Origin of the sequence: uncultured Vibrio sp. (genome assembly GCF_947488985.1) — a bacterium.
Lineage (GTDB): Bacteria > Pseudomonadota > Gammaproteobacteria > Enterobacterales > Vibrionaceae > Vibrio.
In genome coordinates, this window is sequence record NZ_CANLBV010000010.1 from 46,542 (window position 1) to 71,927 (window position 25,386).

Below are 25,386 nucleotides of genomic sequence, written 5' to 3' on the forward strand. Positions count from 1 at the left end.
TAAGAGTGAAAAGGTGAGTGAGTTAGCTTAGATGACTAACCGTGTGGCCAGCTTTGTGGCATCACAAACCAGAATTGCCCAGATTTGGTTTGCCCATGCACGAAGCGCTCACCAAACTCAGTAATAGGCTCACCGCTGAAATCATCCGTCCCCGCAGCCCATTGTTCTTTGGTGAGAGGGTAGAGCGCTTCAGTGATTAGATGAACTTGATTTTGATAGCACCAAAAACCGTTTACTTGGCTTGGATTAATGTCGTAACCCAAACACTCATTAGGTACGTTTTGCTCCAAGAATGGGTTGGTGTATAAACGGCCTTGCATGAGTAAGTGTTTAGAGTCGACATTGATCTCTGGATATTGCTCAACAAAAGCAGCTGAAGAGGAGATACTGAGCTGGTGGCTGAGCATCCGGTCGAGCTTTTTATCCAATTGATCGTGAGAGTTGGGGCCAAACCAGGTCTGTTCATAGAGTAGGTAAAACTTAATCGCCACTTCCCAATGCTGCAGTTTGTGGCTGTTCTTTTCTTCAACAATAAAGTCGATAGCGCCTAGTGTTCGGCCTTCCACGTTGATCTGAATCTCATCATGTTTTATTGAGTAATTCGCTGAGGCAGTGATCACTTGTTGACATAGATATTGGTAGAGGAAGCCGAGTCTAGGGTTACCATGATAAGCCTGTGATGCGTCGATGGCATGCTGGCTTGAGAATGCACTAATATCAGATATTGGTGGTTTGATGTCGAGTAGCGGTGGTGAGTCGATGACCCATTGGTAAAAACGTTGCAGTGCAGTCATCGGTTCCTCATCAACTTCAGTCATATGGTCTTGATAAATAGATCTGCTCTTCATAAACATAGCTCTTTGTAAACGTAGATCTTTATAAACATCGCCCCAAGGGCTTTCGACATTCTACCCGTAAATTGATATAACGACGTTATTATAAAGGTAAGCCGGAAAAGAAAAATGAATAACTTACAATTAGAAACGCTACTTAATGAAAAACTGCAGCCACAGCAGATTAAAGATTACTGTCCTAATGGCCTGCAAGTTGAAGGTGCAACAGAAGTGGAGCGAATCGTTACTGGTGTGACCGCTTCCCAAGCCCTGATTGATAAAGCGGTAGAACTGAACGCAGACGCTTTGTTGGTCCATCACGGCTTTTTCTGGAAAGGTGAGTCAGAAGCCATTCGTGGCATGAAGGGCAAGCGCATTCGTACTCTGATTAAGAATGATATCAACCTGCTAGGTTATCACTTACCTCTCGATATCCACCCTGAACTTGGTAACAACACCAAGCTCGCTGAACTGCTTGATATTGAAGTAGAAGGTGGTCTGGAAGGGCACCCACAATCGGTTGCAATGTTTGGTAAGTTGAAAGCGCCAATAACAGGTACTGAGTTTGCAGCAAAAATTGATCAAGTTCTGAATCGTAAGCCGTTACATATTGCCCCGGAGAACGCCGATAAAATGATTGAAACAGTAGGTTGGTGTACTGGCGGTGGCCAAGACTACATTGAGCTTGCAGCTTCTCAAGGTATCGATGCGTTTATCTCTGGTGAGATTTCAGAACGCACAACGTATTCAGCGCGTGAGCAAGACATTCATTATTTTGCAGCAGGCCATCATGCGACAGAGCGTTATGGTGTGAAAGCTCTAGGTGAATGGTTAGCGAAAGAGCACGGTTTAGATGTCGAGTTTATCGATATCGATAACCCGGTATAAGAGCCGATGCGAGATGAGGGATAATGGCAAACTGTAAATTTGTCCGCTTGGATGGGGAAAGAAGTAGGGAATCTCTAGACGCTGATAATTATTGTATAGGAAGATATTTCTACTAGATTGTGGTTGATGAGGCTAGATTAAGCCTTAAAATATCTCGCATCTCGCATCTCGCATCTCGCATCTCGCATCTCGCATCTCGCATCTCGCATCTCGCATCTCGTACAAAAGAAAAGGGGTTGATGTTCTTACATCAACCCCTTTTAACATTATGCTCTATAGCAACTATTCACGTTCGTGAAGCGCTTTAAAGTCACGTTGCTCTTCACCAGTATATAGCTGACGAGGACGACCGATACGGTTGGTAGGATCGCTGTGCATTTCGTTCCAGTGTGCAATCCAACCGATAGTGCGAGACATCGCAAATATTACAGTAAACATAGATACTGGAATACCAATCGCTTTCAGAATGATACCTGAGTAGAAATCGACGTTCGGGTATAGCTTCTTAGAAACAAAGTACTCATCAGAAAGGGCAATACGCTCCAGTTCCATTGCAACATCAAGCAGTGGATCTTGAATGTTCAATTCTCTAAGCACTTCGTGGCACGCTTCGCGCATAACGGTTGCACGTGGATCGTAGTTCTTGTAAACACGGTGACCGAAGCCCATCAAACGGAATGGGTCATCTTTGTCTTTGGCTTTTGCCACGTACTCTTCGATCTTATCTACGCTGCCAATTTCTTCAAGCATACGCAGACACGCTTCATTTGCACCGCCGTGAGCAGGGCCCCAAAGTGATGCGATACCTGCGGCGATACACGCAAACGGGTTAGCACCCGATGAGCCTGCTAGACGTACGGTAGACGTTGAAGCGTTCTGTTCGTGATCAGCATGCAGGGTAAAGATTTTATCCATAGCGCGAGCAACGATAGGGTTCACTTCATACTCTTCACATGGGTTAGCAAACATCATGTGTAAGAAGTTTTCTGCGTAGCCTAGGTCGTTACGTGGGTAAATAAACGGTTGGCCGATTGAATATTTGTAACACATTGCAGCCAAGGTTGGCATTTTGGAAATCAGGCGGTAAGCCGCAATTTCACGGTGTGTGTCGTTGTTGACATCAAGTGAGTCGTGGTAGAACGCCGCCAGAGCGCCGACAACACCACACATTACAGCCATAGGGTGAGCGTCACGACGGAAGCCGTGGAAGAAACTCGCGATTTGCTCGTGCACCATAGTGTGACGTGTCACGGTAGTCTTGAACTTTTCGTATTCAGCTCGAGATGGGGCTTCACCGTAAAGAAGTATGTAACATACCTCTAAGTAATCAGCGTTATTGGCAAGTTGGTCAATAGGATAACCGCGGTGTAAAAGGATACCTTTTCCACCGTCAATAAAAGTGATTTGAGACTCACAAGATGCAGTGGCAAGAAAACCAGGGTCAAAAGTGAAAAAACCATTAGAACCTAGTGTTCGAACATCGATCACTGGTGTACCGAGTACACCCTCTGTAATCGGCAGCTCGATTGGCGCTTGACCTTCAATATGAAGGGTAGCTTTCTTATCCGCCATAACAATCTCCTTTGTTTATTATTTAATCCGTCCAGGATGTTTATATGCCATTTTTTTACTGGTCTTAGGTGCGAAAGTCAATTTTTCTGCAGCTTTGTGTGCACTTGTTAGTACTTTTTACATTAAATTCGTTAAAAATCTGTTCTATGTAGCATTATTTGTTGCATCAATTGTATTAGAATGTTGCCAGTCGTATAGTGGCACTGAAAAGTTTGGTTAAAACCTTATAAACGCTAGGCTGAGGAGATATTTAAGGTATCTTTATCATCCTAGTAGTTAACAATGCTTTTACAATTATCTGAGGCTCAACCTGGGCTAATTGTTAGGTTAGTGTTAATTTTTGACGGTTTGCGATCGAATTTTGTCCATAACAATATCTAAGGTTATTTAATGACCATAATGCTCAATGGAGCTGAGTGAGCAAGCCCGTGAAAGAAAGAAAGACAAGACCTGTTAATTTAGATTTACAGACCATCCACTTTCCCATCACCGCAATAGCTTCCATCCTACACCGTGTGTCTGGGGTGATAACTTTTGTCGCGATTGGAATTTTGCTTTGGTTACTATCCATTTCCCTCTCATCCCCAGTCGGCTTTATGGAAGCGAGCGACATTGTCGACAGCTTCTTCGTGAAGTTTGTTCTGTGGGGCATTTTAACCGCGTTGGCTTACCACATTGCTGGTGGTATTCGTCACCTTCTTATGGACTTAGGTCACTTTGAAGAGCTGGAATCTGGCGCTAAGAGTGCGAAGGTTGCATTCGCAGCAACAGCGGTATTGTCTCTACTAGCGGGGATCTTAGTATGGTAAACAACGTTTCTACTTTTGGTCGTAATGGTGTCCACGATTATCTATTGATTCGTGCAACAGCCATCATTATGACACTTTACACTATCTACCTAGTGAGCTTTTGTGTTTTCTCTGGTGATATCTCTTACGTATCTTGGACGCAATTTTTTGGTGGAACCTTCACGAAAGTCTTCACTATGTTAGCGCTTACCTCTGTTCTGGTTCATGCGTGGATCGGCCTATGGCAAGTACTCACTGACTACATCAAATGCGCTAAATTGCGCGTCGCTCTTCAAGTCGGTGTCGTTGCGGTTCTTCTTGGATATTTTTTCTCTGGTCTGTTTATTTTGTGGGGTGCGTAAGTGACTATTCCTGTTCGTGAGTTTGATGCCGTAGTTATCGGTGCTGGTGGTGCTGGTATGCGAGCTGCACTGCAGATTTCTGAGCAAGGCCTATCTTGTGCATTGCTTTCTAAAGTTTTCCCTACTCGTTCTCATACGGTTTCAGCGCAAGGTGGTATCACTGTTGCTCTTGGCAACGCGCACGAAGACCATTGGGAACAGCACATGTATGACACAGTCAAAGGTTCGGATTACATCGGTGACCAAGACGCTATCGAATACATGTGTAAAAACGGTCCTGAGTCGGTAATCGAACTTGAAAAAATGGGTCTGCCTTTTTCTCGTTTTGACAACGGTACGATTTACCAGCGTCCTTTCGGTGGTCAATCTAAAAACTTTGGTGGTGAGCAAGCCGCTCGTACTGCAGCTGCAGCCGACCGTACTGGCCACGCATTGCTTCACACGCTTTACCAACAAAACATTAAGCACAAAACGACGGTTTTCTCTGAGTGGTATGCACTGGATCTTGTTAAGAACGAAGACGGTGCAATTTTAGGTACCACTGCGCTTTGTATGGAAACAGGCGAAGTTTGCTACTTCAAAGCGAAGGCAACCATTCTTGCTACTGGTGGTGCTGGTCGTATCTACGCTTCAACAACTAACGCGCACATCAATACGGGTGACGGTGTTGGCATGGCGATTCGTGCTGGCGTTCCTATGCAAGATATCGAAATGTGGCAGTTCCACCCAACGGGTATTGCTGGCGCAGGTGTATTGGTAACGGAAGGTTGTCGTGGTGAAGGGGGGTACCTTCTCAATAAAGACGGTGAACGCTTCATGGAACGTTACGCACCAAACGCTAAAGACTTAGCGGGTCGTGATGTTGTTGCTCGTTCAATGATGGTTGAAATTCGTGAAGGTCGCGGTTGCGATGGTCCTTGGGGTCCACACATCAAGCTTAAGCTAGACCACTTAGGTAAAGAGACGCTCGAATCTCGTTTGCCTGGCGTCTGTGAGCTGTCTCGTACCTTTGCTCACGTTGATCCAGTGAAAGAACCAATCCCAGTGATTCCTACCTGTCACTACATGATGGGGGGGGTTCCAACCCAAGTTTCTGGTCAAGCGATTAAGCAAAGTGAAGACGGCAGCGATGTTGAAATCCAAGGCCTATTTGCTTGTGGTGAAATCGCATCAGTATCGGTACACGGTGCCAACCGTCTCGGTGGTAACTCACTGCTTGATTTGGTGGTATTTGGTCGTGCAACAGGTCTGCACCTTGGTGAGACACTGAAGAAACAAGACGAAGCCAAACCCGCAACTGAAGCTGACATTGAACGTTCACTAGAACGTTACAACCGTTGGGAAAACAGTACTGACGGCGAAGACCCTGCGCAAATTCGTAAAGATCTTCAGCAATGTATGCAGAATAACTTCTCAGTATTCCGAGAAGGCAAAGCCATGGCCGAAGGCCTAGAAGAGCTTAAAGCGATTCGCGAGCGCCTAAAAAATGCACACCTATCTGATAAGTCTACCGAGTTCAACACTCAGCGTATCGAGTGTCTAGAGCTTGAAAACTTGATGGAAACCGCATTCGCAACCGCTGTAGCGGCAAACTTCCGAACAGAAAGCCGTGGCGCACACGCTCGATTCGATTTCCCTGACCGTGATGATGAGCAATGGCTATGCCACTCACTTTACAACCCAGAGTCAGAGAGCATGACTAAGCGTGGTGTAAACATGGAACCTATCCATCGTGAAGCGTTCCCACCAAAAGCACGTACGTACTAAGGAGATATGACCATGAAACTGAATTTCTCTTTATACCGTTACAACCCTGATGTCGACCAGAAGCCTTATATGAAGGAATACACACTCGAAGTGGATGAAGGTTCAGACATGATGCTACTGGATGCGCTTATTCTGTTGAAAGAGCAAGATCCAACTATCTCATTTCGTCGCTCATGCCGTGAAGGGGTATGTGGCTCAGATGGCTTGAACATGAATGGTAAAAATGGCCTAGCGTGCATCACACCGTTGTCTGCACTTTCTGGTCAAGGCAAGATTGTGATTCGTCCACTGCCGGGTTTGCCTGTTGTTCGTGATCTGATTGTCGACATGACTCAGTTCTACGATAACTACGAAAAAGTGAAGCCATTCTTAGTGTCTGATGGCAATGTGCCGCCGGCGCGTGAAAACTTGCAAAGTCCAGATGAGCGAGCGCATTTAGATGGCTTGTACGAATGCATCATGTGTGCCTGTTGTACAACATCGTGCCCATCGTTCTGGTGGAATCCGGATAAGTTTATCGGACCAGCAGGCCTTTTGGCAGCGTACCGTTGGCTAATTGATAGCCGAGATACAGCGACAGATGAACGTTTGTCCGATCTTGATGATGCATTTAGTGTTTTTCGTTGCCATGGTATCATGAATTGTGTAAGTGTTTGTCCTAAGGGATTAAATCCGACGAAAGCGATTGGTCACATTAAGACCATGCTTGTGAATCGTTCGGTTTAAGAAACAAAAATTGCCGCCCTAATCGTGTTGGGCGGCCTTTTAATAGCTCGGCTTTAAGACCGCAGCAAACGTGAAAACTACTGGTTAAGGGAAAATATGCACAACGGCGTGATGAAGGCATGGCTCGAGTCTTCACACTTGGCTGGCGCCAATGCAACGTACGTAGAAGAACTCTATGAACAGTATCTAAGTGATCCCGATTCGGTAAGTGACGAATGGAGAAGTGTTTTTGAAGCACTGCCTGTGCAAGCTTCTCAGACAGTGGAACAACCACACTCTCGTGTTCGTGAATACTTCCGTCGACTCGCTCAAGAAACAAAGCATTACAGTGTCCAAGTTAGTGATCCAGATGTCGATGCGAAACAAGTAAAGGTTCTGCAACTTATCAATGCTTATCGATTCCGAGGGCATCAAGCTGCAAATTTAGACCCCCTAGGTTTATGGAAAAGAGAGACAGTCGCTGAACTGGATCCCTCTTTCCACACTCTTACCGAAGATGACCTCAATGAGACGTTTAACGTCGGCTCTTATGCCATTGGCCAAGAGACGATGGTGCTAAAAGATCTCTACAAATCTTTAAAACAAACGTATTGTGGCTCGATTGGTGCTGAATACATGCACATGACAAATACAGAACAAAAACGTTGGATCCAACAACGTTTAGAGTCTGTATCTGGTCAACCCTCTTTCAATCAAGAAGAAAAGCAAGCTTTTCTCGAAGAGCTAACAGCAGCTGAAGGTCTTGAGCGTTATCTTGGTGCAAAATTCCCTGGCGCGAAACGCTTCTCGTTGGAAGGTGGTGATGCGCTTATCCCAATGACGAAAGAAATCATTCGCCATGCGGGTGGTCAGGGCATGCGTGAGGTGGTTGTTGGGATGGCTCACCGTGGTCGTCTTAACATGTTGGTTAACGTGCTGGGTAAAAAGCCCCAAGACTTGTTTGACGAGTTTGCGGGTAAGCACGATGACACATGGGGTACGGGTGATGTGAAGTATCACCAAGGTTTCTCTGCGGACTTCGCAACGCCAGGCGGCAACGTTCACTTAGCACTTGCCTTTAACCCATCTCACTTAGAAATCGTCAACCCGGTAGTTATCGGTTCCGTACGTGCTCGTCAAGATCGTCTAGGCGATAAAGATGGCAGCAGCGTACTTCCAATTACCATCCATGGTGACTCTGCGATTGCGGGTCAGGGTGTCGTACAAGAGACGTTTAATATGTCTCAAGCGCGTGGTTTCTGTGTTGGTGGTACGGTACGTATTGTTGTTAATAACCAAGTCGGTTTTACAACGTCTAACCCGCGCGATACACGCTCTACGATGTACTGTACTGATATTGCGAAGATGGTTCAGGCTCCGATTTTCCACGTTAATTCTGATGATCCAGAAGCCGTGGCTTTCGTAGCACGCCTTGCATTAGATTACCGTAATACGTTTAAGCGTGATGTGGTTATTGACTTGGTTTGTTACCGTCGCCACGGTCACAACGAAGCCGATGAGCCTAATGCAACACAGCCTTTGATGTACCAAAAAATCAAAAAGCACCCAACACCACGTAAGCTTTACGCTGACGTGCTGATGGAGCGCGGGGAGTTTGGTATTGATACCGCGACTCAACTCGTTAACGAATATCGTGATGCCCTTGATCACGGTGAAGTTGTGGTTAAAGAGTGGCGTCCAATGGCTCTTCACTCCGTAGACTGGTCTCCTTACCTAGGTCACGACTGGAACATTGAGTGGGACAACAAGATTGATATCGAGCGCCTGAAAGAGCTTGGTGCCAAACTTTGCCAATACCCAGACAGCCACAAGCTGCAAAGCCGAGTCAATAAACTGTACAACGATCGTACTGCCATGGTGAATGGTGAGAAACAAGTCGATTGGGGTATGGCTGAAACTCTGGCTTACGCAACACTGGTTGATGACGGCAAGCGTATCCGTATCTCAGGCCAAGATTCAGGCCGTGGTACCTTCTTCCACCGTCACTCAGTACTGCACAATCAATCAGACGCAAGCACCTATGTGCCTCTGGCGAACATTCATGATAAACAAGGGCCATTCCAAGTGTTTGACTCTGTGTTGTCTGAAGAAGCGGTACTCGCATTTGAGTATGGTTACGCAACTGCGGAGCCAAGCGGTCTAACCCTTTGGGAAGCACAATTTGGTGACTTCGCAAACGGTGCACAAGTGGTTATCGACCAGTTCATTTCATCAGGTGAGCAAAAGTGGGCGCGTTTATGTGGTCTAACTATGCTGTTGCCACACGGTTATGAAGGTCAGGGCCCTGAGCACTCATCTGCACGCCTTGAGCGTTACCTTCAGTTATGTGCTGAACAAAACATGCAGGTTGTTGTGCCTTCAACGCCAGCGCAGGTTTACCACATGATCCGTCGTCAAGTTGTGCGACCAATGCGTCGTCCTCTGATCGTAATGTCACCGAAGTCTTTGCTTCGCCACCCACTGTGTACGTCTTCAATGGAAGATTTAGCAGAGGGCACGTTCCAACCCGCTATCGCCGAAATTGATGATCTCGCGCCTGAAAACGTAAAACGCGTCGTGTTCTGCTCCGGTAAGGTTTACTTTGACCTGCTTGAGCAAAGACGCAAGAACGAACAAGACGATGTCGCGATTGTGCGTATTGAACAACTTTATCCGTTCCCTTACGAGGACGTGAAAGCTGCCATCGCACAGTACACGAATGTTGTTGACTACGTATGGTGTCAAGAAGAGCCACAGAACCAAGGTGCTTGGTACAGCAGCCAACATAATTTCCGAGCTGCGATTCCTGTGGGCGCTGATATTAAATATGCAGGTCGTCCTGCATCAGCGTCCCCCGCTGTTGGCTATATGTCGGTACACTTGAAACAACAAAAAGCGTTAGTTGACGACGCTTTGACCCTACTTAAGAACTAGAAGTAAAAGGAAAACACAGACATGACAATTGAAATTCTGGTTCCAGATTTACCTGAATCTGTGGCTGATGCAACCGTTGCTACTTGGCACAAAAAACCGGGTGAATCGGTTGCACGTGATGAAGTCATTGTAGATATAGAAACAGATAAAGTGGTTTTAGAAGTACCAGCTCCTGAAGCGGGTGTTCTGGAAGCAATCATCGAAGAAGAGGGTGCGACGGTACTTTCTAAGCAACTCCTGGCTAAAATTAAGCCGGGTGCTGTCGCTGGTGAACCAACGAAAGATACAACTGAAGATACAGAAGCTTCTCCTGATAAGCGCCACAAAGCTGCGCTAACCGAAGAGAGCAACGACGCACTAAGCCCAGCGGTTCGTCGCTTGCTTGCAGAGCACAACCTACAACCCGCTGACGTTAAAGGTACTGGTGTTGGTGGTCGTATTACTCGTGAAGACATCGACGCACACCTAGCCGCAGCGAAAGCGGCTCCGGCAGCCGCATCTGCACCAGCCGTTGAAGCGCCAGCCACAGCTCGTAGTCAAAAGCGCGTGCCTATGACTCGCCTACGTAAGACAGTTGCAAATCGTCTTCTAGAAGCGAAGAACAGCACAGCAATGCTGACGACTTTCAACGAAGTGAACATGAAGCCAATCATGGACCTTCGTAAACAGTACAAAGACCAATTCGAGAAGCGTCACGATACGCGTCTTGGCTTCATGTCTTTCTACGTGAAAGCAGTAACAGAAGCGCTAAAACGTTTCCCAGAAGTGAACGCTTCTATCGACGGTACAGATATCGTTTACCACAACTACTTCGATATCAGCATGGCGGTATCTACGCCACGTGGTCTAGTGACTCCAGTACTGAAAGACTGTGACACACTAGGTTTCGCGGATATCGAAAAAGGCATCAAAGAGCTAGCAATCAAAGGCCGTGACGGCAAGCTAACGGTTGATGAACTGATGGGCGGTAACTTCACTATCACCAACGGTGGTGTATTTGGATCTCTAATGTCTACGCCAATCATCAACCCGCCTCAAGCGGCAATTTTGGGTATGCACAAAATCCAAGACCGTCCAATGGCAGTTGATGGCAAGGTAGAGATTCTACCAATGATGTACCTAGCGCTTTCTTACGACCATCGTCTCATCGATGGCCGTGAATCGGTGGGCTTCCTCGTGACCATTAAAGAGCTGTTAGAAGATCCTGCACGTCTGCTATTAGACGTTTAGTATCGCTAAAACGTCTAGTTAACCCCGTTAGCTAGACGTAAAAAGTTTCAAAGGCTAGGCTGCTCAACGTCCGGCCTTCAATTCAACGGTAAAGCCATTAGAAAATGGACAGCAGTTGACTTGAGAAGACCCTACAGACGTCACACAGGACACTGTGTCGTTATGGAAATAATAATCCCTTAAGGGAAAATAAACGGAATATCAAAATGAATTTGCATGAATACCAAGCCAAACAGCTGTTTGCAGAATTCGGTTTGCCTGTACCAGAAGGTTTCGCATGTGATACTGCACAAGAAGCTTTCGAAGCTGCAGGTCGTATCAGTACAGCCAAGAAAGTCGTTAAGTGTCAAGTACACGCTGGTGGCCGCGGTAAAGCGGGTGGTGTAGAGCTACATGACACGAAAGAAGGCGTTAAAGAGTTTGCACAAAAGTGGTTAGGTAAAAACCTAGTGACTTACCAAACAGACGCTAATGGTCAGCCTGTAACAAAGATCTTAGTTGAAGAAGCATCGAACATTGCTAACGAACTTTACCTAGGTGCTGTTGTTGACCGTGCAACGCGTAAAATTGTATTCATGGCGTCAACTGAAGGCGGTGTGGACATTGAGAAAATCGCTGAAGAAACGCCAGAGTTGATTCACCAATCAGCGATTGATCCTCTAGTCGGCCCTCAAGCTTACCAAGGACGTGAGCTGGCATTCAAACTTGGTCTAGTTGGCGATCAAATCAAGCAGTTCGTTAAGATCTTCATGGGTCTTGGTCAAATGTTCTCTCAGTACGACCTAGCTCTACTAGAAATCAACCCACTTGTCATTACTGGCGAAGGCAACCTGCTTTGTCTAGACGGCAAGATCAACATCGACTCAAACGCGATGTACCGTCAGCCTAAACTACGTGAAATGCACGATCCATCTCAAGAGGATGAGCGCGAAGCACACGCAGCACAGTGGGAACTGAACTACGTAGCATTAGATGGCAACGTTGGCTGTATGGTTAACGGTGCAGGCCTTGCGATGGGTACGATGGATATCGTAAACCTACATGGCGGCAAGCCAGCAAACTTCCTTGATGTCGGCGGCGGCGCGACCAAAGAGCGTGTAGCTGAAGCATTCAAGATCATCCTTTCTGATGACAATGTTAAAGCAGTACTAGTAAACATCTTCGGTGGTATCGTTCGTTGTGACATGATCGCTGAAGGTATTATCGGTGCAGTTAAAGAAGTCGGCGTAACAGTACCTGTTGTTGTTCGTCTAGAAGGTACCAACGCAGACCTAGGTCGCGAAGTACTTGCTAATTCTGATGTTGATATCATTGCAGCTGAATCTCTAACAGATGCTGCTCAGAAAGTTGTTGCTGCTGCGGAGGCTAAATAATGTCTGTATTAATTAACAAAGACACTAAAGTAATCTGTCAGGGTTTCACTGGCGGTCAAGGTACATTCCACTCAGACCAAGCTATCGCATATGGTACACAAATGGTTGGTGGTGTTTCACCTGGTAAAGGTGGTCAAACTCACCTAGGCCTTCCAGTATTCAACACAGTACGTGAAGCGGTAGAAGTAACTGGCGCAACAGCAACCGTTATCTACGTACCAGCGCCTTTCTGTAAAGATGCAATCCTAGAAGCGATTGATGCAGGTATCGAACTGATCGTAACGATCACTGAAGGTATCCCTACAACCGATATGATCGACGTTAAAGTGAAGCTAGAAGAAACCGGCGTTCGCATGATCGGCCCTAACTGTCCGGGTCTTATCACTCCAGACGAGTGTAAGATTGGTATCATGCCGGGTCATATCCACAAGAAGGGTAAAGTCGGTATCGTATCTCGCAGCGGTACTCTGACATACGAAGCCGTTAAGCAAACAACAGATGAAGGCTTTGGTCAGTCTACCTGTGTGGGTATCGGTGGTGACCCTATCCCAGGTTCAAACTTCATTGACATCCTAAAACTGTTCCAAGAAGACCCAGAAACTGAAGCCATCGTGATGATTGGTGAAATCGGTGGTACTGCGGAAGAAGAAGCAGCAGCGTTTATTAAAGCGAACGTGACGAAACCTGTGGTTTCTTATATCGCTGGTGTTACGGCTCCTCCGGGTAAACGTATGGGCCACGCAGGCGCAATCATCTCTGGCGGTAAAGGTACGGCTGAAGATAAGTTCGCAGCACTAGAAGCTGCAGGCGTTAAGACGGTTCAGTCTCTTGCTGATATCGGTAAAGGTCTACGTGAAATCACGGGCTGGTAATCAGTAGCCTCTATCAAATTCGATAGAGGCTAATTGAATGACATTAAAAAGGCTTGGTCATTGACCAAGCCTTTTTGTATGTTGCTGAGACGAGAGACGAGAGACGAGAGACGAGAGACGAGATACGTTACGCGCGGCTCTTAACCATCTGAGATAGCATAAACATCGCTGTAGCACTGATCACAACCGATGGGCCAGCAGGCGTATCATAGAACCATGATAAGCTTAGTCCTCCGCACACTGCGAGAGAGCCAATAATCGATGCGAGGAAGGCCATTTGCTCGGGTGTGTTCGCGAATTTTCTTGCTGTAGCCGCAGGGATGATCAGCAGTGATGTCATGATTAACGCGCCGACAAACTTCATACCGACCGCAATCACAATACCTACCAATAGCATTAAGATCAGGCGCATTAAATCGATGTTGATGCCGTCGACCGCCGCGAGATCTTCATTGACCGTCGTTGATAATAACGGTCGCCAAAATATAGCCAGCACCAGTCCAATCACAGCAGCACCCGCATAGATAAATACGAGATCAGTCGGTGATACTGCAAGCAAGTCACCAAATAGATAGCTCATGAGATCAATACGGACATTGTCTAAAAAGCTGACGGCAACCAGACCGAGCGAGAGGGCACTGTGCGCTAATATGCCCAGTAAGGTATCGGTCGCGACCAGCTTTTGTTTCTGTAAAGTTACTAGCAGTACAGCGAGCATCAAACAACAAATCAGCAGTGCAAAATACAAGTTAATGTTGAACAGAAAACCCAGCGCTAAGCCCATTAAGGAGGCGTGGGCTAGCGTGTCGCCAAAATAAGCCATCTTACGCCATACTACGAACGACCCTAAAGGACCAGCAATAAGAGCAATGCCCAAGCCAGCAAGGATAGAAGGTAAAAGAAACTCAAGCATTAGTGGTGATGTCCGTGTTTATGGTTAGGGCAGTCATGCACATCTCCAGAAACAGGTTGGCCTGCTAAATCATGGTGATGGCGGTCATGTTGGTGGTGGTAGAAAGCCAAACTCTCTTGAACTGCATCACCGAATAGGGCGATATACGAAGGGTGATGTTTGATATCAGCCGGCGCGCCGGAACAGCAGATATGGTGGTGCAAACAGATCACATCGTCTGTTTTCGCCATCACTAAGTGCAGATCGTGTGAAACCATAAACACGGCACAGCCAAAGCGGTGGCGAATGGTATCAATTAGGCCGTAAAGATCTATTTGTCCTTGTACATCAATGCCTTGAGCTGGTTCATCAAGCACCAGTAGATCTGGTCTTCTTAGCAATGAGCGAGCTATCAGCACTCGTTGATTTTCACCACCAGAGAGTTGGTGCATGTTGCTCTTTTGCAGATGTTCAGCACCCACGAGTTTTAATGCTTCAAGGAGTTCTTGCTGGCTGAATTTGCCCGTCAGCTTTAGAAAGCGTTCTACGTTGAGTGGCAGAGAATCATTGAGTTTTAACTTTTGCGGCACATAGCCAATTTTCAGTTTTTTGGCTTTTGTTACGGAGCCTGAAAACTTGCTTTGTAAACCCAGTACCACTTTCACTAATGTCGACTTTCCTGCACCGTTTGGCCCAATCAGGGTGGTGATTTTTCCACGCTCTAGGTTGAGAGATACGTTGTCCAGAATGTTACGGCCGTCAAACTCGACGCTCACAGAATTTAGTTGGATTAAGCTATCCATGAATAGAACTCATTTGCAATTCGCTAATGTTATAATGTAACATTTACCTCAAGCCTAAGCTACTTTTCTATTATCGAGGGATTATGTCACGCTCATCTTTTATACTTGCTACTTTGCTTTTAGCGCCAAGTGTCGTAAGTGCCAATACTATTCTAACCAGCTTTAAACCAATTCAAATGATTGTGACGGAATTAACCCAAGGTGTGAGCGAGCCGGATGTGTTGATGAACAGCAATGCTTCGCCGCATGATTATGCGCTTAAGCCATCGGATGTCAGTAAGGTTAGCAGCGCCGATATGGTGATTTGGTTCGGTCCTGATTTAGAAGCGTTTTTGACCAAGGTGATCAGTTCCAATGACAATGTTATTGAAATCGCTTCGATTCCAGGAATTAACTTGCGCGAGTTTGGGAATGTAGGTCACGAAGGCCATGACCATGGCAGTCATGATCCGCATTTTTGGTTAGGTATCGAACAAGTGAATGTAGCGGCAAAATATATCTCAGCTAGACTAATCGAATCTGATCCTGATAACGCGATGGCGTATCAAGAAAACCTAGATTCATTCTTGATAGCGTTGAAAGAAAAGCAGCAGTCGATTCATGAACAACTTGCACCCGTGAAAGACAAAGGTTATTACGTGTTCCACGATGCATATGGTTACTTTGAACAAGAGTTTGAGTTAAATAACCTAGGCCACTTTACGGTCAGTCCAGAACGTAAACCGGGTGCAAAAAGCCTGATAGCGATTAAGAAAGCGCTAGTACGCGATAATGTGCAATGCGTATTTTCAGAGCCTCAATTTACACCGGCAGTGATAGAGACTGTGACTCGTGGCAGTAATGCTAAGCAAGGTCAGCTCGATCCTCTTGGTTCAGAGGTCGAAGTGAAGAGTGGCAGTTACTTCGATTTTCTTCAGCAACTAACAGACAGTTATACAAACTGTTTAAGCGCAAACTAAAACAGATATTTATTAACTCTATTTTGCCAAGATATTTTTCGAATCATGCCGCTTTTGCGGCATTTTCGTGACCGCTGGGGTAAAACCTTTCAACCAACCACACCTTATCCTTCCTCCTGCGTCAAATTCCGTTAGTATACAAAGATAATAATAAGAACAAAAAAACTCAGTTTTTGGTGAAGTAATGACAAGGTGTTGTTGTCACTGAAGTGTTATGCGTTATTGCTGTTCAGGATGAAAAGTTGTCTCGAGTTATTTTTAGAATGTTCATGTTAATGAGCATTTCGTTTAGCGCTCTCGCGGTAAATACTCCCCCCTCCGTTTTTTACCCTTTGCCCGTTCAGGCGCAAGGGAATTTTGTTGCCGCACAAAATCTGTACCTAGGTTCGAATGGGGGGATTTGGGTGCATGACGTACATGGAAAAGTCTTATTTTACGATGGCCGTACTTTCATTCCACGAAAAGGCAGTCTGCTGCAATTCTCTTCAGAAAACGTTGCATTTCTTAACGACGAGTTTTGGACCTTTATTGATAATGAGGTGTACCGCCATAGCCCCGGCATTGGAAATGAGTTGGCGTTTAGTTTAACCCCAGGTGTTGAGATCGTGAATATCGGCGCATCAGGAGGCTATATCTGGGTCACCGATGGCAATAGTTTTTACACATACAACACCCAATCTTTAGAATTTAATACCTATTCACTGTTAAAACTGTATCGATACAACAGCAGCAGCGACATTGAGATCAACGATGCGGTGTGGGTGCGATCAAAATGGGTATTGGCGACCAGTTCAGGCGTTTTCCTTTCAGAAAATCAAGAATTCACCCATGTTACGGCATCAGAGAAAAACCCTATAGAGACGGTTTATTTTTCGAGTGCGAGACAAGAGTTAGTGATTGGTACACTAAATGGCGCTGTGATTGTTGATGTTGCCAATCCAGATAAAACAGTGCTGGTGAGTGGATCACACGTTCTCTCTGTTGCTGAAACCTCACAACACTATTGGATAGGTACTGAGCATGGTCTTATTCGCTATCACTTTATTACGGGGGAAGTGACACGCTTTGATCAAGCTGCTAGCCAAGACTTTTCTTTACCGGGTGAAAAAATATATTCGCTAGTTAATGATCAAGCGGGTGGTATGTGGATCGCGACCAATAACGGTATACGATACTTCTCACTCTATAGCAAAGTATTTTCAAGAGTACCTTTAGTTGGGGAAGGCATGTACTCCAGTAGTATCGTGATCAATAAAGTGCAGCCTATTAGTGAGCACGTATCTTGGGTTGCTTCGTCAATGGGGCTGTATTTGGTTGATACTCAAAGCCAAGCGCCTCCAGTGAATATTTACCCAAAGCCAGTACAGGATTTTGAGGTATTTTATTCTTCCATTTGGCTGGCGACCGCAGATGGCATTATTCGTGTTAATACCACTACATTCGAACGTGAACCTCTCCTATTGCCAAGAGCGATTGAGGGCGTTCACGTTGAGAAGCTTGCTCTTCAAGCTGGCAGTACATTGTGGATGGTATCTGGCAATAATCTTTACTCTTTGGCGCTTGAAAACAATACGCTTACGTTTTACGGCTCAGATTGGTTGGTCGATAAGTTCCTTCCTGCAAAAATCACCGACCTAACGATTGGTTTACAAGACCGTATCTTTATCGGTACTGACCATGGTTTTTATTCCGTTGTTGATAAGAAAATTAGCTTTGGTCGCTTTAGTGAACGATTTGGCAAGGTGATTGATATAGCAAAGGCGCGTGATGGCTCTCAATGGTTTGCTGGTCGTTACGGCGTTTATCGGATTCCTCATGGCAGTGGCACTCTAGAAGAAATCGCATTCGTTGAGGATAACATCAGCCCTAGCTGTTTGATTAGCGACGGTAATGGGATGTGGTTAGGCTCTTCAAAGGGGATGAGTTACTATCAATTGGATGGCAAATTAGACAAGCATATTGGGGCACCATTTGGTTTGATCACCAATGAGTTCACTACATCAGGTGCGTGTGGCCTATTTTATAGTGAAAAGAATCAATCCTCTCAGCTAGTTATGGGGTCTAAATATGGCATTGTCAGTGCACTCAACAATGACTTGCTCTCCTCTACGACGCCTCACAGCCGGGTACTGCTGAGCAAGGTCACCGTCGATCAAGAGAAAGTATCACTTGTCGGGAAAATGGATGAATTGATAGACATCCCTTACGGCTCTTCGATCGGTTTTAAGATTGGGATGTTGCCTGCCAGCCTTGGCAAAGCAGTCGAGTATCGCCTTAAACCGGATGAGCCTTGGAGTGTTCTTGAGGGGGGCAAGCTAACATTAGAGCATTTACTTCCTGGGGATTACACATTAGAAATCAGACCGATACAGGACTCACATTACCGCTTTGTGTCAACGGTTCAAGCTTTCTCAGTCGCGAGACCTTGGTACCTTAGTCACTGGTCAGTCGTGAGTATTATTCTGTTAATGAGTGTTGGCGTCGCGCTTCTGGCTTTCTGGCGCTCACGCTATGTGTCTTATGCCAATATTAACCTGAAAGCACAAATTGCACTGAAAACGGACCAGTTAAGACATCAAAGTCGTATTTTATTAACGACTAATCAGCAACTGAAAAAACAGCTATTGGTGAAAAATACGTTGGTGTCTCACACGGCGAAAGAACTCTCTGAACAAGTGAATCACGTTGCTGCCATGCTTCCTGATTGGAATGATGAGCAAGTGCGTTCTCCCATTTTTACGTTAAAGAATGGCCTAACTCAGTTGAGTAACAGTCAAGGTGATGGGGACAAGTTCTCTTATGACATTATATTGCTTCTTGAATCGGTGATTAAAGCCTGGGAAGAAGATTTGGCGAAAGCGAGTATTGATCTCGATATTAACTTTGATGTGAAACATAGACACGTGTCGCTGCTCTATTTCAATCTCGATATTATTTTTAATAGTCTTATCGCGAGTCTCATTAAGAGAAACTTCAAATCTCAACGTGTGAGGGTCTTGGTTGAGGAGGTGAAAGGACACTTGGTGATTACCATCAGAGATTATGGGATGCCGTTTGCTAAGCTTACTTCTGCCATCGCTGACCATACGATGGCCAAATCGACCGATCTAAATATTGAAAAATTACCCATATTGATCAATCAGAGTGGAGGGGAGCTTAATGCCTTTATTTCGGACAGTCAGAATAAAGTAGAGCTATCGTGGCCAATCGATTATCAAGCACAACAAGAGCTTGAGACAACGACGATAGATCAAATTGAGACGATTAAACGTTCAACCTCGAGCTTAGTTCAACACGCGAACAGTGCACAGCAAGTCTGGAAGAATAAGGTTTCGCAGCTTGTGAGTGAACACTACGCCGATGCCGATTTTGGAACAGCAACCGCTGCCAATTACTTGTTTATGTCTGAGAGAAGCCTACAACGGCGTTTTAAGTCGGCTTACAGTAAGACGTTTAAAGAGCACTTGAATGACGTGCGTTTAGAGCATGCATGTGAGCGGTTACTCGCAGGAGAGAAAATTTCAGATGTTGCGTTTGACTCCGGTTTCAATGACCCTTCCTATTTTAGTCAAAGGTTTAAGCATCACTTTGGTGTCTCTCCGTCTAAGTTTGCGGAAAATAATGAAGAGTAGTGAGCAGCGGATGCTCTGCTAGAAAATAGAAAATAGAAAATAGAAAATAGAAAATAGAAAATAGAAAATTGAGAAAGAGACTTGAGCCTCGACATTTGTGTCGGGGCTTTTTTATGCTTCTACGAGATACGAGATACGAGATACGAGATACGAGATACAAAGTAAACGAAGACCATTGTTCATTAGTGGTTGAAATTAAACACCTTTTTATAACTAAAAAAGTAGATGGCGAAACGATTCTTAGAACCGAAAGTGAGTATGAGACTGCTTGGATAGAAGCTCTAGATAGAGCTGTTAAGAGGGTGTTGATTCAATAACTAATTCAAGTCATTCGTTAAGTCAGTAGAGCTATAACCTCCCCCCAAGCAAATTTTGATTGAATTGTTATGCAATATTGATGATGTATACATTATTCAAATGTGTATATGCTCTTCTGCTTATTGACAGAATGACGTTAAATATTAGGGCGTTTTATAGTGAGTTATCTCGGCTGATGCTCTTGTAAGCCACATCTGTCAAATAGTCGTTTAGGCGATGAGAAGCTGCGACGGCTTCATCGGTATCAGTGTGGCATACTGCTCTTAGTACAGTTGCATGTAATGATGATGCCTGCGCTAGATCGGTTGTCTGGTTTTTAAAGGCAAACCAGAACCGACGGGATAGTCCTTGCAGCGGTGCCATAGCTAATTGTAGGTACTCATTTCGAGCAGCTTTAACTAACAAGCGGTGAATTTTTTTCAGTAGTACCGAGTACTCTACTTCATCCCCCTTTTCGGCACACTGTTCCAGTCTACTTGCGAGATCTTGCATCTGCTGTTTTTCATCTACCGATGCTCGCACCGAGGCATATTTCACGCACAGAGCTTCAATATCTCTTCTCACCTCTAAAATTTTTAATTGGCTTTCTACTGAGATTGAAGGGATTTGAATACCGCGTCGCGGGTGTATCTCCACCATTCTCTCATATGAAAGTCTTTGAAGTGCCTCCCTGACGGGTGTACGACCTAACTCAAGACTTTCTGCTAATTGTTTCTCACTAACCATGCTTCCTGGTTGTAATTCACGAAAAATGATTAGTTTTTCCAAATGGTTATATGCTTCATCGGTCTTATTAATGGTTTTTTTTTCATTCGTCATTGTTATTCCTATTGAAATTTTTTTGGTGAGGAGCTTCACAGATATCTTACTCTCAATTGTACCACAAAATCCTTTATCGTATATTTTCAATACTCAACTGATATATCAGTAATACATCACAAGCATTTTAGAGCGACATTAGATATGAAAAACTGGAAACTCAACAACACACTTCCATTTCCACAACAGCAACTTCCTGTTTTACGCGAGGTTGATGTTCTAGTGGTCGGAGGTGGTTCAGCCGGGGTTGCTGCTGCAGCGACATGCGGGCGTAACGGTCTTAGCACCGTGCTGATCGAAAAATATGGCTTTTGTGGTGGTAGTGCAGTTGCGGGCATGTCGGGAACCATTTGTGGTCTTTTTATGGCAAGTGATGACGTTGATGCTGAGCCTGAGCAGGTTGTTTTTGGTTTTTCAGAAGAATTCCGCCAAGCACTATTAGCTAAAAATGGTGTTACTGAGCCGCAGCGTTACGGCAAAACCTTTACGGTTACTCATGATCCTCTCGTTTGGCGTGAAGTTGCTGATGACTTCCTAGAGGATGCTGGTGTTGAGGTGCTTTATCATACTAGCGTTGATGGTGTCGTGATGGATGGCGAGCATTACTGTGGGGTTGTGCTTGAATCGAATGCAGGTAAAAGTGTCATTTTAGCTAAGCGTATTATTGATGCTTCTGGTGATGCAGCAGTGGTTGCGCGTGCTGGAGGGGAGTACTTCTTCGGCGATAACGGTGTGATTCAAAACCCGTCAATGTTCTTCCGCTTTGGCGGCGTTGATATGGAAAAATACTTAGCTTACTACGGTGCAGATACGATCTGTCCTCCTAAGATGACTGAGCAGATCCTCGCTTGCAATGCGTCAGGTGAGTACAAACTTCCACGCCATAAGATATGGATCTTCCCAACAACACGTCCTGGCGAATTGATGGTCAATGCTACGCGTCTTGCAGGTCAAGATGGTCGAGTGTTGAACGTGATTGATCCTGTGGATTTTACTGAAGCTGAAGTCTTTGGGCGTCGACAGGTTCGTGATTACGCAAGTTTTCTAAATGAATACGTACCGGGCTGTGAAGATGCATATGTTGTTGATACTGGTGTTGAGGTTGGTATCCGCCAGACTCGCTCTATTGAGGGAGTGAGTAAGCTAAGCAATGAGCATGTTGTTGAGTGTCGCAAAGATATTGATGGTATCTGCCGTACACCTTGGCCAATCGAGCTTCACTCAGGTACAGCTCCTAAGCTGCATTGGTTAATCAACGACTACTATGACGTGCCATACACTACCTTAGTTCCTAAGGTTGGTGAAAATATTATTGTTGCGGGACGCTGTCTAAGTGCAGAACACGAAGCCCTAGCCTCTGCTCGTGTAACCGCTCAAACATTTGAATATGGTCATGCAGCAGGTACTGCGTGTGTCCTATCGATTAAGCAAGGCAAATCGTTTCGTTCATTACAAGGCCGTGAAGTGGCAGCGAAGATGAAGCAAGCAGGCAGTGCCTTGTAAGCCAAATTTGTCCCCCAAAATTGAGAAATAGTTATGACAATAGAAACCAAAATTAAGCGTATTGAGCTTTATGCCGTTGCCGATCAGCACGCAGATACTCTGCCTTGGGCACATGACCAAGAGCCGTTACTTCATACAAACAATATTGTTCGTATCATCTGTGAAGATGGTACAGAGGGGATAGGTGCGACGATCAGTTATACCGAAAATGATTTTGATAAATGTATTGTTGAAGCAATGCGTAACATCGCACCAGGTTTGATTGGCAAGAACGCAATCAATACTGGTGCGATCAATACTTGGTTAGCCAATCGCTGCAACTGGGGAGGCTTAGTCGCTAAGTCTCCATTTGATATTGCCTGCTGGGATATTAAAGGGCGAAAAGCGAATATGCCTATCTATCAAATGCTAGGTGGCTGCCGCGATAAGATGCTCTCTTATGCATCTACACCAATGTTCGAGACTGTCGAGGAGTATATTCCATTTATCGATGATTGCATTAAACACGGCTTTAAGGCGATTAAGATGCACTGTCCATGTGTATTTGAGCGTGACTATAAGTTGGTTGAAGAAGTTCAAAAGCATTACGGTGAATCAGGTATTGCTTTCATGCTAGATACAGCTATGTACTATGACCAGCGTGAGGCCCTGAAGATGGCTAAGCGTTTAGACGAGTACGGTTGGATGTGGTTTGAAGCGCCAATCTCTGATTATGACTTTAAAGGCTACCAGCGTTTAGTACGTGAAACGAACCTTGAGATCTCTAGCCATGGTAATTGCCTACTAACCCTTCCAGAAGTTGCTCACGCACTATCTAATGATATGTGGTCAGACGTACGTCAAGATGCCACAGTATGTGGTGGTATCACGCCATTAGTAAAGTGTTTTGCTCTTGCAGAAGCCTTCGGTAAACCATTGGAGGTTCAAAGCTGGGGTTACACCATTACCCAGGCGGCTAACCTTCATGTTGCACTGGCTCATAACAACGGTAAGTTCTTCGAACAGGCCTACCCATATGAGAATTTTGAGTACGGCGCAAAGAACGTGATCCGTACTAGCAAAGAGGGCTATGTAAAGGTTCCGGATGTCCCAGGTCTAGGGGTTGAAATGGACTGGGACAAGGTTCGTAAAGCTTCCATTCTGAGTTATATCATCGAATAGCTGAATATCAACAGATAACTACTAATCTCGACTGCTTATGTGGTCGAGAGAACAAAGGAACATATTATGGAAAGCAGTAATCCAGGTAACTTTGACCGAACAACAGTGTTGATATCTTTAATTATCGTAACGGCCTTATCAGCGTTCTTCTTGATAGATACTGAACGGGCGATAAGCATCGCTGGCAATATATTTACCTTCATTGCTTACAATCTTGGCACTCCAATTTTATGGTTTGGCTTTGCTATGGTTGTGATTGGCATCTACTTTATGGTAAGTAAATATGGAAATATTCGAATGGGCAACGAGAAGCCAGAATATTCTACTTTTGCTTATATTACTATGATGGCGTTGGCGGGGGTTGGTTCAGGAACCGTATACTGGGCATTTCTAGAGTGGTCTTACTATATCGAGACCCCACCTTTTGGAATTGAAGCTGGTTCAACCCTAGCTTACGAATGGGCGGTTACCTACTCACTGCACCACTGGGGTATCACTGCTTGGGCTCTGTATGCTATCAGTGCCGTGCCAATCATGTACTCTTATTACATTCGTAAAAACCTATCCCTTAAGCTCAGTGATGTTGTTAGAGGTATGATCAAAAACGAGGCGGTAGGTAAAGTTGTAGGTCGTACTATCGACATTATTTATCCGATCGCAGTTGTATTTGGCCTCATAATTGTACTGGCTCTGGGGGTGCCTATTGTATCTGCTGCTGTTTCTCAGCTAACCAATGTGTCCGACGGTTTAACGCTGAAGCTTGTAATGTTAGGGGTAGTTGCTACGATTCTGATCCTTAGTTCATTTGTTGGTATCGAAAAAGGCATGAAGAACATCTCAAGCTACGGAACCTACTTTTTGATTGCACTGATTTTCTACATCCTCGTTTTTGGTCCTACCTTATTTATTCTAGAGAACACCAGCACGTCCGTAAGTATGTGGGCCTCAAACTTTATCCATATGAGCCTATATACTGATGCTATTGACCAAGCCAAGTTCCCACAAAACTGGACGGCATACTTTTGGGCATATTGGATGATTTATATTCCGATGATGTGTATTTTTGTCACCAAAGTATCGAAAGGACGTACATTACGTGGCGTGATTGCCTGCATGCTGGGTGGTGGTACCGTAGGTACGGCAACATTATTCTCAATTGTCGGTTCTTTTATGATGAAAGCCCAACTAGATGAGAAGGTGAATGTCAGTCAAATGGTATCGGATAGTCAGGCGAGTCAGTCTATTGTTGCGGCTTTGAATACCTTACCTTTCTCCACGCTGATTCTTGCCGTGTTTATTGTATCAACATTACTATTATTGGTGACCACGCTTGATGGCTCTGTGTTTACCGTTGCTTGTCAGACTCAACGTGTACTAGACAAAGATAAGAACCCTGCAACACTGCTAAAGATATTCTGGTGTTTGGTCATCATTGCTATACCTGCAGTATTCATTATCGTTGACGCACCTGTTGGTTCGATGCAATCTGCAATTCTAATTTTTGCGGCGCCTTTGCTGGTGTTGATAACTTATATGCTGGTAAAAACCGTTAAGTACATGAGTGAGGATTACGGTCATCTGAGTGCGGCAGAAATCGAAGCAATGCATAAAATAGATTTCGTCCCAACGGTAGACCCTGAAGTTGAACAAGATATCTCGCATTCATCATTTTCATCTGTTTCTTAGAAAGTGTCGACTAGATCATGTGGCCAGTATTGATACTGGCCTTATCTTTTTAAAGTTGTTCTGAACGAAAGTCATTATGACGTGTATTCGCCTCATAAACCCTGCAGTACCCCTCCCCGATAAACGAGTCGCTAGTAATTAGAGGTTTTCCGTTTTCACTGAAACAAACGGAGAATGCATGATGAAAAAATGTATGCGCCCCACGAACCCACGGGCGACTTGTCAGTATTTGAAGTTCCAAGGTAGGAGCACATCGATATCTGGCTCAGCCTTCGCTAGCTCTTTCATG

General features: G+C 45.1%; 19 protein-coding genes. 14 read left to right on the top strand and 5 right to left on the bottom strand.

What is annotated here, in order from left to right; genetic code table 11:
- Positions 1-35 precede the first annotated feature (35 nt).
- Positions 36-794, bottom strand: coding sequence for a DUF1853 family protein (locus Q1A70_RS03895; RefSeq protein ID WP_299687220.1), 759 nt, complete (start codon positions 792-794; stop codon positions 36-38).
- Between the two features lie 168 nt (positions 795-962).
- Here Q1A70_RS03895 and Q1A70_RS03900 point away from each other — a divergent pair, with 168 nt between their 5' ends.
- The gene (locus tag Q1A70_RS03900) at positions 963-1,721 is read left to right on the top strand and encodes a Nif3-like dinuclear metal center hexameric protein (protein WP_299687158.1); all 759 of its coding nucleotides are present in this window, start codon (positions 963-965) and stop codon (positions 1,719-1,721) included.
- A gap of 282 nt (positions 1,722-2,003) precedes the next feature.
- On the opposite strand, the gene Q1A70_RS03905 is transcribed toward Q1A70_RS03900, so the two are convergent.
- Positions 2,004-3,293 (bottom strand): citrate synthase, encoded by a 1,290-nt coding sequence (locus Q1A70_RS03905; RefSeq protein ID WP_299687156.1) that lies wholly within the window; start codon positions 3,291-3,293, stop codon positions 2,004-2,006.
- Between the two features lie 416 nt (positions 3,294-3,709).
- Here Q1A70_RS03905 and sdhC point away from each other — a divergent pair, with 416 nt between their 5' ends.
- The 8 genes from sdhC to sucD all read left to right on the top strand — a co-directional run bounded on the left by sdhC (position 3,710) and on the right by sucD (position 13,324).
- Positions 3,710-4,102: a succinate dehydrogenase cytochrome b556 subunit gene (sdhC, locus tag Q1A70_RS03910; RefSeq protein WP_299687154.1), complete on the top strand. Its 393-nt coding sequence runs from the start codon at positions 3,710-3,712 to the stop codon at positions 4,100-4,102.
- Entirely contained in the window at positions 4,096-4,443 is a 348-nt protein-coding gene (gene sdhD, locus Q1A70_RS03915; protein WP_299687152.1) for a succinate dehydrogenase, hydrophobic membrane anchor protein, read from the top strand. The genes sdhC and sdhD overlap by 7 nt, the downstream gene beginning before the upstream one ends.
- Positions 4,444-6,210, top strand: coding sequence for a succinate dehydrogenase flavoprotein subunit (sdhA, locus tag Q1A70_RS03920; RefSeq protein ID WP_299687150.1), 1,767 nt, complete (start codon positions 4,444-4,446; stop codon positions 6,208-6,210).
- Positions 6,211-6,222: 12 nt separating this feature from the next.
- Positions 6,223-6,936, top strand: a complete 714-nt coding sequence (locus tag Q1A70_RS03925; protein ID WP_299687147.1) for a succinate dehydrogenase iron-sulfur subunit — start codon at positions 6,223-6,225, stop codon at positions 6,934-6,936.
- Between the two features lie 96 nt (positions 6,937-7,032).
- Positions 7,033-9,849 carry a 2-oxoglutarate dehydrogenase E1 component gene (gene sucA, locus Q1A70_RS03930; protein WP_299687145.1) on the top strand — a complete coding sequence of 939 codons (2,817 nt, stop codon included), beginning with the start codon at positions 7,033-7,035 and terminating at the stop codon, positions 9,847-9,849.
- A 21-nt stretch (positions 9,850-9,870) separates the two neighbouring features.
- Positions 9,871-11,079, top strand: coding sequence for a 2-oxoglutarate dehydrogenase complex dihydrolipoyllysine-residue succinyltransferase (gene odhB, locus Q1A70_RS03935; protein WP_299687143.1), 1,209 nt, complete (start codon positions 9,871-9,873; stop codon positions 11,077-11,079).
- Between the two features lie 206 nt (positions 11,080-11,285).
- On the top strand, positions 11,286-12,452 hold the full coding sequence (gene sucC / locus Q1A70_RS03940; protein WP_010436793.1) for an ADP-forming succinate--CoA ligase subunit beta: 1,167 nt from the start codon (positions 11,286-11,288) through the stop codon (positions 12,450-12,452).
- Positions 12,452-13,324, top strand: coding sequence for a succinate--CoA ligase subunit alpha (sucD, locus tag Q1A70_RS03945; RefSeq protein WP_299687141.1), 873 nt, complete (start codon positions 12,452-12,454; stop codon positions 13,322-13,324). Before sucC ends, sucD begins: the two co-directional genes overlap by 1 nt.
- Before the next feature lie 127 nt (positions 13,325-13,451).
- Here the strand turns inward: sucD and znuB are convergent, their stop codons facing one another.
- Both znuB and znuC read right to left on the bottom strand, forming a co-directional pair.
- On the bottom strand, positions 13,452-14,237 hold the full coding sequence (znuB, locus tag Q1A70_RS03950) for a zinc ABC transporter permease subunit ZnuB (protein WP_299687139.1): 786 nt from the start codon (positions 14,235-14,237) through the stop codon (positions 13,452-13,454).
- Positions 14,237-15,019: a zinc ABC transporter ATP-binding protein ZnuC gene (znuC, locus tag Q1A70_RS03955; RefSeq protein ID WP_299687137.1), complete on the bottom strand. Its 783-nt coding sequence runs from the start codon at positions 15,017-15,019 to the stop codon at positions 14,237-14,239. The genes znuB and znuC overlap by 1 nt, the downstream gene beginning before the upstream one ends.
- An 83-nt stretch (positions 15,020-15,102) precedes the next feature.
- Between znuC and Q1A70_RS03960 the strand changes: the two genes are divergently transcribed.
- A complete protein-coding gene (locus Q1A70_RS03960; RefSeq protein ID WP_299687135.1) occupies positions 15,103-15,978 on the top strand; it encodes a zinc ABC transporter substrate-binding protein in 876 nt (291 codons plus the stop codon).
- A gap of 275 nt (positions 15,979-16,253) precedes the next feature.
- Entirely contained in the window at positions 16,254-19,610 is a 3,357-nt protein-coding gene (locus Q1A70_RS03965) for a helix-turn-helix domain-containing protein (RefSeq protein ID WP_299687133.1), read from the top strand.
- A gap of 471 nt (positions 19,611-20,081) precedes the next feature.
- Here the strand turns inward: Q1A70_RS03965 and Q1A70_RS03970 are convergent, their stop codons facing one another.
- Complete coding sequence (locus Q1A70_RS03970; protein ID WP_299687131.1) at positions 20,082-20,747, bottom strand: GntR family transcriptional regulator; 666 nt, start codon at positions 20,745-20,747, stop codon at positions 20,082-20,084.
- Positions 20,748-20,891: 144 nt separating this feature from the next.
- On the opposite strand from Q1A70_RS03970, the gene Q1A70_RS03975 reads away from it, so the two are divergent.
- The 3 genes from Q1A70_RS03975 to Q1A70_RS03985 all read left to right on the top strand — a co-directional run bounded on the left by Q1A70_RS03975 (position 20,892) and on the right by Q1A70_RS03985 (position 25,097).
- Positions 20,892-22,250 (top strand): FAD-dependent oxidoreductase, encoded by a 1,359-nt coding sequence (locus Q1A70_RS03975; protein WP_299687129.1) that lies wholly within the window; start codon positions 20,892-20,894, stop codon positions 22,248-22,250.
- Between the two features lie 33 nt (positions 22,251-22,283).
- Positions 22,284-23,411 carry a mandelate racemase/muconate lactonizing enzyme family protein gene (locus Q1A70_RS03980; protein ID WP_299687127.1) on the top strand — a complete coding sequence of 376 codons (1,128 nt, stop codon included), beginning with the start codon at positions 22,284-22,286 and terminating at the stop codon, positions 23,409-23,411.
- A 66-nt stretch (positions 23,412-23,477) separates the two neighbouring features.
- Positions 23,478-25,097 carry a BCCT family transporter gene (locus tag Q1A70_RS03985; protein WP_299687124.1) on the top strand — a complete coding sequence of 540 codons (1,620 nt, stop codon included), beginning with the start codon at positions 23,478-23,480 and terminating at the stop codon, positions 25,095-25,097.
- The last annotated feature ends 289 nt before the right edge of the window (positions 25,098-25,386 follow it).

What these genes read in the sequence shown, in the direction of transcription:
- Q1A70_RS03895 (WP_299687220.1), bottom strand. Translation starts at nt 794, where the DNA reads ATGACTGCACTGCAACGTTTTTACCAATGGGTCATCGACTCACCACCG.
- Q1A70_RS03900 (WP_299687158.1), top strand. Translation starts at nt 963, where the DNA reads ATGAATAACTTACAATTAGAAACGCTACTTAATGAAAAACTGCAGCCA.
- Q1A70_RS03905 (WP_299687156.1), bottom strand. Translation starts at nt 3,293, where the DNA reads ATGGCGGATAAGAAAGCTACCCTTCATATTGAAGGTCAAGCGCCAATC.
- sdhD (WP_299687152.1), top strand. Translation starts at nt 4,096, where the DNA reads ATGGTAAACAACGTTTCTACTTTTGGTCGTAATGGTGTCCACGATTAT.
- Q1A70_RS03925 (WP_299687147.1), top strand. Translation starts at nt 6,223, where the DNA reads ATGAAACTGAATTTCTCTTTATACCGTTACAACCCTGATGTCGACCAG.
- sucA (WP_299687145.1), top strand. Translation starts at nt 7,033, where the DNA reads ATGCACAACGGCGTGATGAAGGCATGGCTCGAGTCTTCACACTTGGCT.
- odhB (WP_299687143.1), top strand. Translation starts at nt 9,871, where the DNA reads ATGACAATTGAAATTCTGGTTCCAGATTTACCTGAATCTGTGGCTGAT.
- sucC (WP_010436793.1), top strand. Translation starts at nt 11,286, where the DNA reads ATGAATTTGCATGAATACCAAGCCAAACAGCTGTTTGCAGAATTCGGT.
- sucD (WP_299687141.1), top strand. Translation starts at nt 12,452, where the DNA reads ATGTCTGTATTAATTAACAAAGACACTAAAGTAATCTGTCAGGGTTTC.
- znuB (WP_299687139.1), bottom strand. Translation starts at nt 14,237, where the DNA reads ATGCTTGAGTTTCTTTTACCTTCTATCCTTGCTGGCTTGGGCATTGCT.
- znuC (WP_299687137.1), bottom strand. Translation starts at nt 15,019, where the DNA reads ATGGATAGCTTAATCCAACTAAATTCTGTGAGCGTCGAGTTTGACGGC.
- Q1A70_RS03960 (WP_299687135.1), top strand. Translation starts at nt 15,103, where the DNA reads ATGTCACGCTCATCTTTTATACTTGCTACTTTGCTTTTAGCGCCAAGT.
- Q1A70_RS03965 (WP_299687133.1), top strand. Translation starts at nt 16,254, where the DNA reads ATGAGCATTTCGTTTAGCGCTCTCGCGGTAAATACTCCCCCCTCCGTT.
- Q1A70_RS03970 (WP_299687131.1), bottom strand. Translation starts at nt 20,747, where the DNA reads ATGACGAATGAAAAAAAAACCATTAATAAGACCGATGAAGCATATAAC.
- Q1A70_RS03975 (WP_299687129.1), top strand. Translation starts at nt 20,892, where the DNA reads ATGAAAAACTGGAAACTCAACAACACACTTCCATTTCCACAACAGCAA.
- Q1A70_RS03980 (WP_299687127.1), top strand. Translation starts at nt 22,284, where the DNA reads ATGACAATAGAAACCAAAATTAAGCGTATTGAGCTTTATGCCGTTGCC.
- Q1A70_RS03985 (WP_299687124.1), top strand. Translation starts at nt 23,478, where the DNA reads ATGGAAAGCAGTAATCCAGGTAACTTTGACCGAACAACAGTGTTGATA.